This window comes from Saccharopolyspora sp. MMCC62 (genome assembly GCF_057736575.1).
In genome coordinates, this window is sequence record NZ_JBYKCM010000005.1 from 72107 (window position 1) to 87097 (window position 14991).

Here is a 14991-nt window from a genome sequence, read left to right on the forward strand (position 1 = left end):
ACCCCTCACTCGAACACCCAGAGTGCCCCTCTTTCGGGTGACGAGCAAGGCCCGCAAGCCCCTGACCAGGTGTTGTTCATGAAAAGCACCGCAGCCGACGGTCACGATCAGTACACCGTTCCGACCAGTAGGCACCCCACTTCCACCGGCGGCCGCCAGCACCGGCGGAACCGAGTGAACGGACCGTCCGTCCGATCCAGCTGGACGAACGGTCCGTTCACCCCACCCGAACGTTCGCGCACGACCGGACTTGGTGGCGTGAACGGACCGTCCGTCCAGCGAGAGGGGACGAACGGTCCGTTCACCGCGCGGGGAACGCCCCGGGGCTCAGCCGCCCAGCAGCTTGTCCGGGGTGATCGGCAGGTCGCGGACCCGGATCCCGGTGGCGTGGTGCACCGCGTTGGCGATGGCGGCGGGCGATCCGACGATCCCGATCTCGCCGACACCGCGGCTGCCCATCGGGTTCGAGTGCGGGTCGTGCTCGTCGAGCCAGCTCACCTCGATGTCGGCGACGTCGGCGTGCGCGGCGACGTGGTACTGCGCGAAGTCGTGGTTGATGACGTGCCCGAACTGCGGGTCGAGCATGCTGTGCTCGAACAGCGCCGCGGAGATGCCCATGGTGATGCCGCCGAGCAGCTGCGAGCGCACCAGCCGCGGGTTCACGACCCGGCCCACCGAGAACACGCCGAGCATCCGCGGCACCCGCACCTCACCGGTGTCGGCGTCGACGCGGACTTCGGCGAAGTGCGCGCCGAACGAGTGGATGGCGTACCGGTTCTCATCGGGGTTCTCGGGCATGGCGCCGTCGGCTTCGTCGCCCTCGGCGGGGTCGTGGCCGAACTTCTCCCGGAACCGCCGGGCGGTCTCGACGACGGTCGTCCCCCAGGAGGTGAGCCCGGAGGAGCCGCCTTCGACGCTGGCGGCGGGAAGTTCGGTGTCCCCTATGGACAAGTCCACTTCGGACACTGGACGGTCGAGCGCGTCGGCGGCGATCTGGGTGAGCGCGGTCCGGGTGCCGGTGCCGATGTCGGCGGCACCGATGCGCACCTCGTAGCGGCCGGCGCGGTACCGGATGGTGGCGGTGGAGCCGGGCATCGTGTAGCCGGGGTAGGTGGCGCTCGCGACTCCGGTTCCGACCAGCCAGTTCCCGTCCCGCCGGGACCGCGGTGCGGGGTCGCGCCCGGCCCAGCCGAACCGTTCGGCGCCTTCCCGCAGGCATTCGGCGAGGTGCCGAGCGGAGTACGGCCGCCCGGTGGCGGGGTCGGCGGCGGGTTCGTTGCGGCAGCGCAGGTCGATCGGGTCGATCCCGCAGGCCGCGGCGAGCTCGTCCATCGCGGACTCGGTGGCGAACATGCCGGGGGCTTCGCCGGGTGCGCGCATCCAGAACGGGACGGGCACGTCGAGCGCTGCGAGCCGGTGCGTGGTGCGGCGGTGCGGCGCGGCGTAGACGGTGCGGGTGCCGACGGCGGTCTGCTCGGCGAACTCCTGCACGGTGGAGGTCTGCTCGACGACGTCGTGCGTGACGAGCTCCAGCGCGCCGTCCCGGTCGGCGCCGAGCCGGACGTGCTGGATGGTGGGGGTGCGGTAGCCGACGAGCGCGAACATCTGCTGCCGGGTCAGCGCGAGCTTCACCGGCCGCCCGCCCGCGACCTGCGCGGCGAGCGCGGCGAGCGCGTTGTGCGCGTGCGCGGTGCCCTTCGACCCGAAACCGCCGCCGACGTGCGGGGCGATCACCCGGATCCGCTCGGGGTCGAGCCCGAGCACCGGGGCGAGCCGCGACCGCATCTGGTGCACGCCCTGCGTGGAGTCGTGCAGGGTGAGCACGCCGCCGCGCCAGGTCGCGATGGTGGCGTGCGGTTCCATCGGGTTGTTGTGCTCCATCGGCGTCGTGTAGATCGCGTCCACCACGACTTCCGGATCAACCGCGTCCGGATCCCCGTCGAGCGTGTCGGCGGGGAACGACGGGTTCACCACGTCCGGCGCGTAGAGCGCGTCGTCGGCGGCGCGCAGCACCACGTGGTGCGGTTCCCGCCGGTAGTCCACCCGCACCAGGTCCGCGGCCTGCCGCGCGATCTCGGGCGTTTCGGCGAGCACGGCGCCGATGAGCTGCCCGCGGAACGCGATCTCCGGGGATTGCAGCACCCAGAGCTCGGCGTCCGAACCGGTCGCCAGCCGGGGCGCGTTCTCGTGGGTGAGCACGGCCGCGACGCCGTCGAGATCTTCGGCGGCGTGCACGTCGATGTCCTCGATCCGGCCGCGCGCGATCGTCGCCTGCACCGGGTGCACGTACAGCGGATCGGGAACCGGATGTTCGAACGCGTAGCGCGCGGTGCCGTCGACCTTGGCCGGGCCGTCCAGCCGTGCCAGCGGGGCGCCGATCGCCCGGGGCCGCAGCAGGTCCGTCATCACGCCTCCCCCGCCAGGTCCCGCAGCACGGCCACGAGCGTCGCGCGCGCCATCGGCACCTTGTACGCGTTGCCCGCGAGCGGTTCCGCCGCGGCCAGCTCGGCGTCCGCGGCCGCGCGGAACGCCTGCTCCTCCGCAGGCGCCCCGCGCAACGACTCCTCGGCTCGGGTGGCGCGCCACGGCTTGGGCGCGACCCCGCCGAGCGCGATCCGCGCACCCCGCACCCGCCCGTCCGCCACGTCCAGCTCGGCGGCCACCGACACCAGCGCGAACGCGTACGACGCCCGCTCCCGCACCTTCCGGTAGACCGAGCGCGGCGCGCTGCCCGGCAGGTCCACCGCGGTGATCAGCTCGCCGTGCCGCAGCACCGAATCGCGCTGCGGCTCGGCGCCCGGCAACCGGTGGAACTCGACGACCGGGACCACGCGTTCGCCGTCCGGGCCGTGCACCCGCACCTCGGCGTCCAAGGCCGCCATCGCCACCGCCATGTCGGACGGGTGCGCGGCCACGCACTCCGGGGAGCCGCCGAAGATCGCCGCATCCCGGTGGAATCCGCCGATCGCCGAGCACCCCGACCCCGGATCGCGCTTGTTGCACGGCGTCGTCACGTCCTGGAAGTACGGGCACCGGGTGCGCTGCAGCAGGTTCCCGCCGGTCGTGGCCACGTTGCGCAGCTGCCCCGAAGCCCCCGCCAGCAGCGCCTGCGCCAGCGCCGGGAACCGGGAGCGCACCAGCGGGTGCGCGGCGAGATCGCTGTTGCGCACCCCCGCACCCACTCGCAGCCCGCCGTCCGGGAGCTCCCGCACCTCGTCCAGCGGCAACCGCGAGACGTCCACCAACAGCTCCGGCGCAGTCACCCCCAGCTTCAGGTGGTCGACGAGGTTCGTGCCGCCCGCGAGGAACACCGCACCCGGGTTCCGCGCCACGGTCGCCACCGCGCCCGCCGCGTCGTCCGGGCGCACGTAGTCGAACGGGTTCATCGCGATCCCTCCTGCCGGGCCGCGTCGCGGATCGCGGCGACGATGTTCACGTACGCGCCGCAGCGGCACAGGTTCCCGCTCATCCGCTCCCGGATCTCCGCGTCGTCGAGCTCCTCGAACCCGGCGGCGACGTCCGCGGTCGCGTGGCTGGGCCTGCCGTCGGCGGCCTCCGCGAGCATCCCCACCGCCGAGCACACCTGCCCCGGCGTGCAGTAGCCGCACTGGAACGCGTCGTGCTCCAGGAACGCCCGCGCGACCGGGTGCACGTCCTGTTCCGCCGGCGGCCGGCCCGGCGCCGCCACGACCCCGGCGGCACCCGCGCCACCCGGCCCGGCCACGACCTCCCACGTCGGTTCGCCGTCCACCGACCGGGCGTCACCTCCACGATCGGGACCGGCGGCTCCGCCGGTGTCGGGCACCGCAGCGACCTCCGGGGTCCCGAGCCCGGCGGCGGTGGTGATCTCCGCACCGTCGACCGCGACCGCCAGCAGCAGGCAGGTCAGCACCCGCCGCCCGTCCACCAGCGCCGTGCACGCCCCGCACTGCCCGTGATCGCACCCCTTCTTCACCGAGATCACCCCCAGGTGCTCCCGCAACCCGTCCAGCACGGTCACCCGAGGCTCCACCTCAAGCCCGCACCGCACCCCGTCCACCGACCAACCGATCTCCATCCCCGGCCCCCTCCCCGAAAGAGCTCCCCCGCCAGGGTGAGGGGAGCCGCGGCCGAACGCTCGCCGCGCGGCGATCCGTGCGCGAGAGGATCACCGATCGACCGGGCAACGCCCTGCACCGACGCCACATCGGCACCATCCGCGGCACGGGGTCTCGATCGGCTCGTGTCGTACGGTGGTGGGCATGGGTGTCGAGCGGCCGACGGCGGCGTCCAGCGCAGGGGTGCGCAAGAGCATGCGCGCCAACAAAGGTCGGGACACGAAGCCGGAACTGGCGCTGCGCAGGGCGGTGCACGCGCGAGGATTGCGCTACCGGGTCTCCGTCCGTCCGCTCGCCGGACTGCGGCGGACTGCGGATCTGACGTTCACCAGGGCCAAGGTCGCCGTGTTCCTGGACGGTTGCTTCTGGCACGGATGTCCCGAGCATCACACGAAGTCCGCGACGAACGCCGCGTTCTGGGCGGAGAAGGTGCGGCGCAACCGGGAACGCGACCGGGAAACGGATCGGGCGCTGACGGAGGCCGGATGGTGCGTCGTGCGGATCTGGGAGCACGAAGACCCGGACGACGGAGCGGCGAGGGTGGCGCGGGCGGTCCGCGGGAACGTCGCGGCGGCCGGACCTCGGACGCCACCGGAGTGACTCCTGTCGCCCGTCGACGCGCCGCTCCGGCCCCGCCGCTCCGACCGGTCCTCACCACTCCGGATAGCGGAGTGCCCAGGACTTTTCGCGGGATTCGCAGTAGTAGGGGTTTCGCTGGGCGGAGTTCCAGTAGGCGTCCTCGGCGACCTCGTGGATGAGGTCGCCGATGTCGAGGGCGCCGAGCCAGTCCTGCGGGAGGGCGGTGACGCCGAGGCGGGCACCGACCATGGCTCCGGTGATGGCGGTGGTCATGGCGCTGGGGCCCGCGGAGTTGACGGCACTGAGCAGGGCGGTGCGCGGGTACGAGCCGAACCGGGCGGTGATGAGCAGGGCGCGGGCGAACGCGGACTGCGCGTCGCGGCCGTCGCCCAGGTTGGCGAGGTCCTCGTCCTCGTCGCGGCTCAGAAACGCGCGCCAGTTCCGGCTCACGTACTCCAGCTTCGGAATGAGCTGCTCGGCACCCTCCGGCAGCTGTTCCGACAACCAGTCGATGATCTCCGACAGCTGCGTCCAGACCGGCGGGACGAACCGATCTCGCTTGTGGCTCTCCCGTTGGAACAGCGTCTGGAACACCTTCATCGCGGCCACGATGGTGGCCTGATCCGCCGGGGCGAAGTTCCAACCCTGGTCGATCCGCGCGTCCGCCACGCCGCTCACCAGGCCCCAGAGCAACAGGATCGGCCCGGTGAGGCCGTTCGGCGCGCTCGGGTCGGGGATGAGCCGCTGCACCTCCGCGAGCAGCTCGTCGGGGACTCCGCGGCGGAAGTGCACCTGGCCGCTCTTGCTGAGGAAACCGTCGGGTTCCGGGTGGTCGGCGGCGAGCGGACCCGCGGCCTGCTCCCACGGCACGCCTTGGGCGGCGAGCCAGCGGGCGTGCGCCGACCGGATCACCAGCGGCAGCTTCGACGGCTTCTCCCTGCCGTAGGTCTCGAACCCGCGGACGGCGCCTTCGGTGAGGAACAGCAGCAGCTGGGTGCGCCAGCTGACCTGGCCGGGCCGGTCGAACACCTCCGCCGGGCGCTGGATGCCCTTCTCCCCGAACCGCTGCCGGATCTCCTGCGGGGACATCCCGTGCACCGCGGAGGCCAGCGCGTCGCCGATGGCGAATCCGGCGTACGCGCCGGTCACCCCGTGCCAGGAGCGGTGCAGGTCGAGGTAGCCGGCCATCGGCTGGGTGCCGTGCAGCGAGATCTTCGGGTGCACTCGTCCTTCGTCGTCGTGCACGGCGATCAGGCCGTGGGCGCCCAGGTTCTCGGGCCAGCGCACCCCCGGCCGCACGTCGCCGGACCAGGGTCGGCCACCGTAGCCGGTCGACGGTTCCAGCAGCAGCGGATTCGTCGGCGCCGGGTTCGACCGGGACCACGCCGTCGCCAGCATGATCTTCTTCCGCTCGCCGAAGGTGAGGTCGCGGCCGCTGGTGCGCGCCGCGGCGATCCACTGGCGCAGCAGACCCGAACGCCCGTCGACCGGGACGCCGAAACGTTCTTGCAGCTGTTCGGCGTACTCGTCGAGGGAACCGTCCGGACCCGCTTCGCGCACGATCCGCGGTTCGCCGGGCTTGCGACCCGGGTCGGCGGCGAGTACCTCGGCGAGCTCCTCGCCGGTGACCGTCGCCGCCACGTGTGAGTTCGGGTTGATCGTCATGCCGCGGCCGGGGTACCGCCGGATGAAGTCGGGCACCGAGATCCGCAGCCAGGCCATCTCCTCCAGGCTCTGCCGCGTGGCGCTGAACACGACGGTCTGCGAACCGATCCGCGGTCGGTCGTTCTCGCCCAGAGGCACCAAGACCTCCGTGTCGAGCAGTGCCACCAGGAACTTCTCCCGACGCAGCCGCCCGACGACGAGGTAGTTGAGCAGCCCCTCCAACGGAGTCCGCGTGTGCGGCGCGCCGAGGCGCACCGGTTGCGGCCCGAACTTCGGGTTCACCCGTTCCGTCTTCCGCCCGTCCGCATGGGTGACGATCCAGCCGCCGACCGCCGATTCGGGGACGCCGATGCTGTAGAAGCCCAGCTGCCGGTACTCGGGGTCGATGATCTCCTGCAGGGTGGGCTCGCCGGGCCAGGCCACCGGCGTGGAGAAGCCAGGGTGCGGCGTGGTGTTCGCCTGCCGCAGCCGTCCGCCTTCCTCGTCCCGGGTGAGCGGGTCGGTGACGATGAACGTCGGGGGCGGAAAGATCGCCTTACTCACCCCGCCGCCGTCGAGGAACTCGGCGGTGTTCCACGGCACCGCCCAGCCTTCCGGCACCTTGGTCACGCCGTTCTCGTCGACCCGCACGTCGAGCGGCCGGCCGCGGTGCTCCGCGTCGGCGCGCAGCCACCGTTCGACGAGTGCGATCGCGTCCGCTCTCTCCACCACTACGACATCCTCCGGTGTTGCCCGTCGGCCGCTTCTGCTCCTGGGTCGTCCAGCCACGACCTGCCTGCGGGAGTGGGCGTCCAGCTCTGGGTGTTGCTGTTGTAGGTGCCGAGCAGCCGCTCGGTCCCGTCGGGTTCCTCCAACACGATCTCCGCGCGGCCGGTGAATTCTCCCGCGTCGAGCGCGCCCTGCTCGCCGGGGAGCAGCGGGTTCGTCCCGGAATGCACGTCGCAGCGGAGCTTCACCGCGCTGTCCCCCGCGCCGAACTCGTCGAACCCGCCCGGCCCCAGGTCGGGTGCCGCGGTGCTGCGGAACGTGGTCTGCCTGCCGTAGCCGGTGAGGAGCTCGGACGGTTCGTCGTTGCCGAGGTACTTCGTCGCCAGCGCACCGGTGATGGACAGTTCGCGCTCGTAGGTGAAACCACCGACCTGTCCCGGCCGCCACGGCTGGTGCTCGGCACCGCTACCGCCCGCGGCGCCCGCGCCACCGGCACCACCCGCGGGCATCGCATCGGCCGACGGCTCCGCGGTTCCCGGTGGGGACGGCAGTGGTGCCGCGCCCGCCGACGGGCCGTCGAGGGTGCCGCTGAACGAGCGGTTCAGCGCGCCCGTTCCGCCTGCGGTCGACGGATCGGCCGGCGTGGCGTCCGGAAAACCGGGCGCGTCCGGCAGTCCTGCCGAGAGCCCGGCGGAGTCCGGGAAGTCCGGCAGAGTCGGCAATTCGGGCGGTGCCTCAAGATCGGCGGGATCAGGGAACCGCGGGGTCTCCGGGAGCCGCGGCACGTCCCGATCATGAGCCGATCCCGGGATGTGGTCCACATCGGGGAAGCGAGCCGGAGCCGAGAGCGAGGGGTCCGAGAGCAGACCGGGGCCCGGGAGGACGCCCGATTCCGCGGACCGACCCATCTCCGGGGGTCCGGCCGACTCCGGTTCCACGCCCGGCGAATCGGGAATCCCCTGCGGTTGCGGGACTTCCGGCGTTCCGGGGGTCTCACCGAGTTCGGCGGACGGCCACTCCGGCGAGGGCGTGCCGCCGAACGATTCCGGCCACGCCGGTGGTTCCCGCTCCTCGTCCTCCGCGACGGGGAACGACGGGCGCAGCGGGTTGGTGTGCTGGCCGAACCACGGGCCCTCGGAGCTCCGGTGCCGTCCCGGTTCGGACGCAGCGGCATCGGGTTCGGCATCAGCCGTCGCGGCACGGGAATCGGCGTCCGGCGCGGAATCCGCCTGCCCGGCCGAGATCCGGTCCTCGGGCAGCGCGCCGAACGGCAGCAGCGTCAGGTGTTCCGGCGGGTGCGGCAACGTCATCAACCGGCCGGTCTGCGGATCGATGAACGCCACGCCCTCCGCGGTGTGGGCGACCATCGCGACGTGCCCGAGACGGACCCCGCCGTGGTCGTACTGCACGCCGATCACGGCGTGCGCACCGATCGGCTCCCGGCTCATCCGCTCGATGATCGAGTCGTAGCCGCCGTGGTCCTCCCACTCGCCGCTGAGGCGCCGGTCGATGTGGTCCAGCCTGCCCTTCTCCGCCAGCTCTCCGGGCAGCACCGGTTCCGCCCGGGAATCGAGGCCTGCCAGGCGTTCCGCGTAGCCGACGACGCAGCGGGTGCAGTTCGTCAGGAACCCGCGTTCGTAGGCGTCCGGCAGCGCCACGTCCGGATTGACCTCGCCGAGTTCCGGGTGCCGATCCGCGACGTACGCGGCCTGATGCTCGGGGTGCGCGGTGCCTGCGTGCAGCGCAGGGAGCTCGGTGACCGGCGGGTCGCCCTGGGCCAGCTGCGCCCAATCCGGGGTGCCGTCGGCGTCCAGTGGCAGCGCAGGCACGTCGTGCGGATCGGCGCCGGTGGCGGGGAGTTCCTGCGCGCCCTGGTAGGTGACCTGCTCGCGGACTTCGCCTTCCGCGTGCTGCTCCGCGTTCGGATCAGTGCTCTGGCCCGAGTCCTCGCCGGGGCGCGAATCCGATGGCCCGTCGGAGTTCTCGGCGTCGTTCTTCTGCTTCGTCCCGTCGAGCATCCGCTCGATCTTGGACAGCCGGTCGTTCGGGTCCGGCTCGCTGGTGTGGTCGGGCTCGTTCCCGGACGCCTCCTGCCGGTGCGGTTCGGAGTCGGCCCGGTCCGTGCCGGACAGCATCGCTTCCAGGTCCTTGCTCATCCGCGGGGCTTCCGCCCGGTTGCGCTCGCGGCGCTCCTCCATCCGCTGCTCGGCCTCGGCGCGGTCCAGGTAGCGCGGGTCGCCGGGGGCGATCTCCTCTGCGTCCACGACCCACTTCTGCTTGCCGCTCGTCTCCTGCACCAGCTCCTTGCCGTGCACCAACAGCTGCGAGCCGGGCAGCAGCACCACCTCCCGCTCGGCGGGGTTGGCGGCGATGTCCTGCAGCCGCCGCGCCGTCTTCGAATCGATCCGCAGTTCGACGTCGCCGGGGATCGCGCCCTTCGGGTTCTCGCCGTCGATGATCGAGCAACTGGTCAGCGCGGTCTCCACAGTGATCTGACCGACTTCGTAGTGCGCGGCGAGCAGGTCGCGGGCCGTCCTGTTGCCGCTCAACCCGATCCCGCGCACCAGCGGTCCGGTCTGGCGGGGCAGCTCGTTCATCCCGGACACGATCGCCTGGACCTGCTTGCGGTGCGTGTCGGTGAGCCTTCCCAACCGCAGGGCCTCGTTCAGCCTGCCGAACACGTCGTGCGCGGTGTAGGCGCGCGCCGCCACCGCGCCCCGCTCGGTGAGGCCCATCGGCTCCAGGTGCTTCTGCATGTCGTGCTGGAAGAACTCGTACCTGGTCGTGTGGATGTCGCGCTCGTCGTCGAAAATCTCCGTCTGCTCCAGCTCCCGTTCCAGCGCGTGGAAGGAGTCCTCCGGTGCGCGGTAGTCCGGGTCGAAGCAGAACCCCAGATCCGGCTCGACGATCGGCTCCTTCTCCGAGTCCGGAGCGGTCGCGTCGTCGTCGTGAGTGCGGGGCCCGTCGTGCTCCGCGTCGAGCGTCGAACGGACGCGGCTCGGCTCGTCCGCGGCGGAGTCCTCCCGGGTGGCCGGTTCATCGGAGTGCAGGCCGTGGGGGTCCAGCGCGGCGCCGATGCGGTTCTCGGCGGGCCCGGGTTCGTGCACGCCTTCGGAGCGGTCCGGTTCCGCAGCGCTGTCGGGCGCGGGTGAACGCTCCGGCGCCACTCCGGTGGAGTCCGCAGGGCGGGCCTGTTCCGGCTCCGACACGGCGGAATCCGAGGTGCGCGCCCGCTCCGGCTCCGATCCCGCGGAGTCCGTGCGGTCGGTCCTCGACTCGGCGGAATCCGGCGAGCGCTCGCCAGAACCATCGCCGTCCGGAGCGTGCGAACGATCTACCTGCGGGGCGGCGGAGTCGGCGGCGGAACGACCGGACTCCGGCTCGGCGGAATCCGAGCCGTGCTCACGATCCGGGCCGGACGCGGTGCTGTCGGGCGCATGGGCGCGGTCCGCCCCCGACTGGGTGCCGCCGGGCGCGCGGTCCGGACCGGCTTCGAGGGTGCCGGACGCGTGGGTGCGCGCGTCCGGTGCCACCGCGGATTCCGGTGCCGCGGGGCCGGAATCGCGGGGCCGCTCGCCCCTGTCCGGGCGGTCGTGGCCGGTGGTGTCGGCGGGTCGCCCGTCCGTGCGCGGCGCAGTGTCGGTCGGCCGCTCGGCCCGCATTCCCGCGGCCGCCCGAGCCTCGGCCGGACCTTCCCGTCCCGTGCGCGAGTCGGCTTCGGCGGACAAGCCCCGGCCGGGTTCGGTGGAGCCGCGGGCCGGCGCGCCACCGCCCGGAACGGCGTCGGGCGGCACCGGGTACGGCGACGCGGGGTTCGGCTGCCCGCGGTCTGCCGGACCCGGCGAACCCGCGTTCGGCGCAGCGGGACCGGATGCGATGGGGTTCGGCGTGCCGGTACCCGGCGACGTCCGGTTCGCTGCGACCGGATTCGGCGCAACCGGGTTCATCGCACCCGCGTTCGGCCCGGTCGGATTCGGCGCGGTCGGATTCGGCGCGACGGCATTCGGCGCGACAGGGTTGGGCGCGACAGGATTCGGCGCAGCAGGATTCCGCGCAGCGGGGTCCTGCGCAGGCGGATTCGGCGCGACAGGATTCAGCGCGCCGGGGTTCGGCGCAGCGGAATACGCGGCACCGCCGTTCGGCACTGCCTGGTTCGGCTGCTGGGCCGGAGAGCCCGGGCCCCGGACCTGGTTCGGACCGGTAGGGCCGGGCCGCTGCGAGTTCAACGGCGGCCGATCCGGACCGCCGGAGTTCGGCGCGGGTACCGGAGCAACCGGGCTCGGCGGCGCCTGGTTGCGCGCGCCCGCCTCGGGCGGCGGCATGGGCGCCCGGGATCCGGGCGCTCCCTGGTCGCGGGCGGCAGCCTCCAGCGGTGGCCGCATCGGCCTGCCGGAGTTCGGCGGCGCCTGGTTGCGCGCGCCGGCGTCCGGCGGCGGCACCGGCCCGCCCTGGTTCGCCCACCCCTGGTTCGGCGGCAGCTGTCCCGACCGGGTCGAGTTCGGCACCGGCTGGTTCGGCGCACCCGCGTCCGGCGGCGGCATCGGCCTGCCGGGATTCGGCAACGGCCGGTTCGGCGCGCCACCCGCCGGCGGTCGCCCCTGCCAGGTCCCCGGGCGCCCGCCGTTCGGCGGTGGCGGCGCCGGTGGGCCGTTCGGCCGGACCTGCTGCGCGGGAGCGGGTTGCTGCGGCGCGCGCGGGGCGCGGGCCGGCGGCGGTCCGGCGTTCGGCGGTGGTTGGACGGGCCCACCGCCGTGCGACGTGGGCTGCTGCACCGGCCCGGGAGCGGGTGGTTGCGGCGCAGGGCCTTGCTGGTGACGCATGCCGGATTCCGGAGCAAATCCTTGCGGCACAACGGAATTCGGCCCGCCCTGGGCAGTGTTTCGCCACCCCTGCGCATCGGGCGCTCGGGCGGCGCGCGGGTCCGGCCCGAAACCCGCCTGGGGCGGCGGCGAGCCTGCTCGCCCGCCCATGCCCGCGGCGGGAGCTCCGCCGGGAGCCGGGGCCATGCCGGGCACGCCCTGGGGTGGGCCGGGCTGTGCGGGGTTCGCGCTCTGCTGCTGGCCGGGGTGCTGTCCCGCCTGCGGCATCCCGCCGAAGCCGCCCGCGGGCGGGGCCGAGCCGTAGGTGCCGTGGTCAGTGGTGGTCGCGGAGGCTTCGGTCGTGGCGGACGGCGCATCGGGCACGCCGCGCGAACCCGCCGACACCCCGGACCCACCGTCGGCCCTGGCGGACGCGTGCTCACCGCCGGAGCCGGTCGCGGTCGCGCGGTCACCGAGCGACGCCGTCGCCTCGGCGCCGTTCACCGACCTACCGGCGCCACTTCCGTCCGAAGTGGACACATTCGAACCGGAGGTATCCGAACCGGCGGCCGCGCCGGAACCCATGGCCCCGCCTGGCGAATCCGCGCCACCGGTCGAACCGACCGCACTGCCGGAAGAACCACCTTCGGCAGCCGGGCCACCCGGGTCACCGGAACCGGCGGACCCACCACCACCGGACCGGCCCGCGCCCGCCGCACCCTCGGAACCCGCAGCACCGCCGGACTCCGCGGCGACTTCGGAACCCGCAGTCCCGCCGGACTCCGCGGCGCCACCGGAAGATCCGGTGTCCCCGGCCTCCTCCGAGCCCACCGCGCGACCGGATTCCGCGGCCGAACTCCCGAGGTCCGCTCCACCGCCGCTCTCACCCACGGGCAGGTCCGGCACCGGCCCGACACCGGATGCGTGCGCGCCGGCCGAGCTGAACCCGTCCTTGACCCCGCCGATACCCCCGTCCACGGCTCCGCTGGAGGCGCCCAGCAGCACGTCCTTCGCGGACAGCTGCCCGAGGTCTCCGGTGGCGGCGGCGCCCGCGACGGTACCGAGAGCTCCTTCGGCCGCGCCCTTCGCGGCGTACCCGAAGACACTGCCGGGGCCGTGACCAGGTCCGTTGAGGAGATGTCCGGCGGCGCCTTCGCCCGCGCCGGATGCCGCCGCGTCGGAGGTCTTGTCCCAGTCCCAGGACTTGCGGTCCCCGGAGGCCACCTGCACGCCCTGGATCCCGGCGTCGAGGGCGACCTGGGCTCCGACGTTCTTGCCGACCGACTTGGCGAGGTCCTGCAACCCCTCCTTGCCGACCTTCTTCACGAGTTCCCCGGCCGCCTTCTCCAGGGCTTCCTTGGCGACCTGCTTGGCACCCTGCTGCATGAGCTTCTGCACCAGCTGCCGGAAGATCATCTGGACGGCGGCACGGGTGGCGAGCTGGGCGGGCACGACGCCCACGCTGCTCGCGCCGAAGCTGACGAACGCAGCGGCGATCATCGCGGCGATCTGGATCGCCAGCAGGATCAACGACGCGATGATCATGTACTTGGTGTATTCGACGTCGAGCGCCGTCCGGTCGCACGAGTCGGCGAGCTCCGCACAGGCCTGCTCGATCCGGGTGAACTGCGCCTGCTGCCCGTCGCTGAGCTGCCCCCAGAACGCGGCGAAGGCGTCCGCGGACTCGCCTTCCCACGCGGCGAGCACGTCGCGGGTGGCGCGGTCACCGCCGGCGACGACGCCGGGCATCGCCTCACCGGCGCTCGTCCACGCGTCGCGCAGCGCGCGCAGCTTGTCCTCGTCGCCTTCCGGCCAGCTCTCGCCGACGACGATGGGCAGCAGCCACTTGATCTCGTCGGGGATGTCCATGCCCACGCGTCAGGTCCTCAGGCGCCCGAGCTCGTCCGCGCTGCCCTGGTCGACACCCTGGGAGGAGTTCGCCGCGTCCTGCACCTGGACGCGCAGCGAGCGCAGCGCGTCGGTCAGCGACCGGATCGACCCGGTCATGGCGTCCGCGTTCGGCGCGTAGTCCTTCGCAAAGGCCTGGCCTGCCTCGTCGGCGCCCCAACACTGCCCTTGGGCCTGCAGGGATCGTTCGAGTTCGCGCTGCACGTCGTCGAGCCGGTCGGCGGCGACGTCGAAGCCGGTGGCGGCGGCGCGCACCCGGTCCGGATCCATCCGGGCGTCGCTCATCGCAGCCAGCCCTGCCTGCCGTTGTCCTCGTCCTCGTAGTCGTCCGGTTCGGCGCGGCGGCCGCGGGACGGGGCGGGGCGTTCCTCCTGCCGCGGCGCGGGGTCGGAAAGGTCCGGCTTCACCGGCAGCAGCCCGCGCAGCGAGGGCGCCCCGTGGAGCAGATCGGGCAGGTCCGGCAGGTCGTCGCCGATCGGGTCCATCAGTTCGGACAGCTGCTGTTGGACCTGCGCGGCGGCGCGGCGCACCGTTTCGGTGGTGGTGCGGGCGAGCCGCTTCGGGTCGCTGCGCTGGAAGGCGGCGGGGGCGAAGTCCAGGGACCGCAACGATCCGGAGGAATCCACGGTGGCGGTGACGAGGCCGTCCTCGGAGGTGCGGGTCGCGGTGGCCGCGGCCGCCTGCTCCTGCGCCTCCTGCAGCAGGCGGGTCTGCCGGTTGAACTTCTCCAACAGGCCTTGCACCTGTTCCCGCATGGCTGCGTTGCGCGCTTCGAGTGCGGCTCGGTCGTCGCCCGGACCGGTCACTGCTCCCCCTGCTGTCGAGTTCGCCCCCGGCAACCGGCCGAGGCGGGCAAGACGGTACCGCGACGGACATCCCGGTGAGACCGTTTCAGTGGAACATCACGGCGGCGCGGCCCGACGTCCGCGGGTCCGAGGTGGACGTACGTCAGGCCGCGTCGGCGGTGAGTTCGGCGGCTCGGGCGGCGACGCGGAGTTCTCGGCGCTCGCTTTCGCTGAGCCCGCCCCAGATCCCGGACAGGTCCGCGTTGCCCAGCGCGTAGCGCAGGCAGTCCTCGCGCACTTCGCAGGACGCGCAGATGCGCTTGGCCATCTTCCCGGACTGCCCCTTCTCCGGGAAGAACGCGTCCGGGTCGGACTGGGCGCATAGCGCCGACTGGTACCAGTCGGCCGCACCGGCCGGGGCGGTGATCGCATCGACGATCTTGATCATTC

The 14991-nt window shown here is 73.1% G+C and carries 9 protein-coding genes; 1 reads left to right on the forward strand and 8 read right to left on the reverse strand.

What is annotated here, in order from left to right:
* Window positions 1-327 precede the first annotated feature (327 nt).
* Genes AC29IT_RS13695 through AC29IT_RS13705 form a run of 3 tightly spaced genes read right to left on the reverse strand, consistent with a single transcriptional unit; the run spans window position 328 to window position 4057 of the window.
* The gene (locus AC29IT_RS13695) at window positions 328-2406 is read right to left on the reverse strand and encodes a xanthine dehydrogenase family protein molybdopterin-binding subunit (protein ID WP_488218916.1); all 2079 of its coding nucleotides are present in this window, start codon (window positions 2404-2406) and stop codon (window positions 328-330) included.
* Window positions 2406-3386: an FAD binding domain-containing protein gene (locus AC29IT_RS13700; protein ID WP_488218917.1), complete on the reverse strand. Its 981-nt coding sequence runs from the start codon at window positions 3384-3386 to the stop codon at window positions 2406-2408. The genes AC29IT_RS13695 and AC29IT_RS13700 overlap by 1 nt, the downstream gene beginning before the upstream one ends.
* Complete coding sequence (locus AC29IT_RS13705; protein WP_488218918.1) at window positions 3383-4057, reverse strand: 2Fe-2S iron-sulfur cluster-binding protein; 675 nt, start codon at window positions 4055-4057, stop codon at window positions 3383-3385. The genes AC29IT_RS13700 and AC29IT_RS13705 overlap by 4 nt, the downstream gene beginning before the upstream one ends.
* A gap of 184 nt (window positions 4058-4241) precedes the next feature.
* On the opposite strand from AC29IT_RS13705, the gene AC29IT_RS13710 reads away from it, so the two are divergent.
* Window positions 4242-4697: a very short patch repair endonuclease gene (locus AC29IT_RS13710; protein ID WP_488218919.1), complete on the forward strand. Its 456-nt coding sequence runs from the start codon at window positions 4242-4244 to the stop codon at window positions 4695-4697.
* 51 nt (window positions 4698-4748) lie between these two features.
* Here the strand turns inward: AC29IT_RS13710 and AC29IT_RS13715 are convergent, their stop codons facing one another.
* The 5 genes from AC29IT_RS13715 to AC29IT_RS13735 all read right to left on the reverse strand — a co-directional run bounded on the left by AC29IT_RS13715 (window position 4749) and on the right by AC29IT_RS13735 (window position 14989).
* Window positions 4749-7052 carry an ADP-ribosylglycohydrolase family protein gene (locus AC29IT_RS13715; RefSeq protein ID WP_488218920.1) on the reverse strand — a complete coding sequence of 768 codons (2304 nt, stop codon included), beginning with the start codon at window positions 7050-7052 and terminating at the stop codon, window positions 4749-4751.
* Entirely contained in the window at window positions 7052-13717 is a 6666-nt protein-coding gene (locus tag AC29IT_RS13720) for a WXG100-like domain-containing protein (RefSeq protein ID WP_488219130.1), read from the reverse strand. Before AC29IT_RS13720 ends, AC29IT_RS13715 begins: the two co-directional genes overlap by 1 nt.
* A gap of 9 nt (window positions 13718-13726) precedes the next feature.
* Window positions 13727-14041 (reverse strand): WXG100 family type VII secretion target, encoded by a 315-nt coding sequence (locus AC29IT_RS13725; RefSeq protein WP_488218921.1) that lies wholly within the window; start codon window positions 14039-14041, stop codon window positions 13727-13729.
* A complete protein-coding gene (locus AC29IT_RS13730; RefSeq protein WP_488218922.1) occupies window positions 14038-14562 on the reverse strand; it encodes a YbaB/EbfC family nucleoid-associated protein in 525 nt (174 codons plus the stop codon). Before AC29IT_RS13730 ends, AC29IT_RS13725 begins: the two co-directional genes overlap by 4 nt.
* A gap of 142 nt (window positions 14563-14704) precedes the next feature.
* Window positions 14705-14989, reverse strand: a complete 285-nt coding sequence (locus AC29IT_RS13735) for a WhiB family transcriptional regulator (RefSeq protein ID WP_488218923.1) — start codon at window positions 14987-14989, stop codon at window positions 14705-14707.
* Window positions 14990-14991: the final 2 nt, after the last annotated feature.

Bases quoted from the DNA above. Each gene is read 5' to 3' on its own strand.
- AC29IT_RS13695 (WP_488218916.1), bottom strand. From the start codon at position 2,406: ATGACGGACCTGCTGCGGCCCCGGGCGATCGGCGCCCCGCTGGCACGG.
- AC29IT_RS13700 (WP_488218917.1), bottom strand. From the start codon at position 3,386: ATGAACCCGTTCGACTACGTGCGCCCGGACGACGCGGCGGGCGCGGTG.
- AC29IT_RS13705 (WP_488218918.1), bottom strand. From the start codon at position 4,057: ATGGAGATCGGTTGGTCGGTGGACGGGGTGCGGTGCGGGCTTGAGGTG.
- AC29IT_RS13710 (WP_488218919.1), top strand. From the start codon at position 4,242: ATGGGTGTCGAGCGGCCGACGGCGGCGTCCAGCGCAGGGGTGCGCAAG.
- AC29IT_RS13720 (WP_488219130.1), bottom strand. From the start codon at position 13,717: ATGGACATCCCCGACGAGATCAAGTGGCTGCTGCCCATCGTCGTCGGC.
- AC29IT_RS13725 (WP_488218921.1), bottom strand. From the start codon at position 14,041: ATGAGCGACGCCCGGATGGATCCGGACCGGGTGCGCGCCGCCGCCACC.
- AC29IT_RS13735 (WP_488218923.1), bottom strand. From the start codon at position 14,989: ATGATCAAGATCGTCGATGCGATCACCGCCCCGGCCGGTGCGGCCGAC.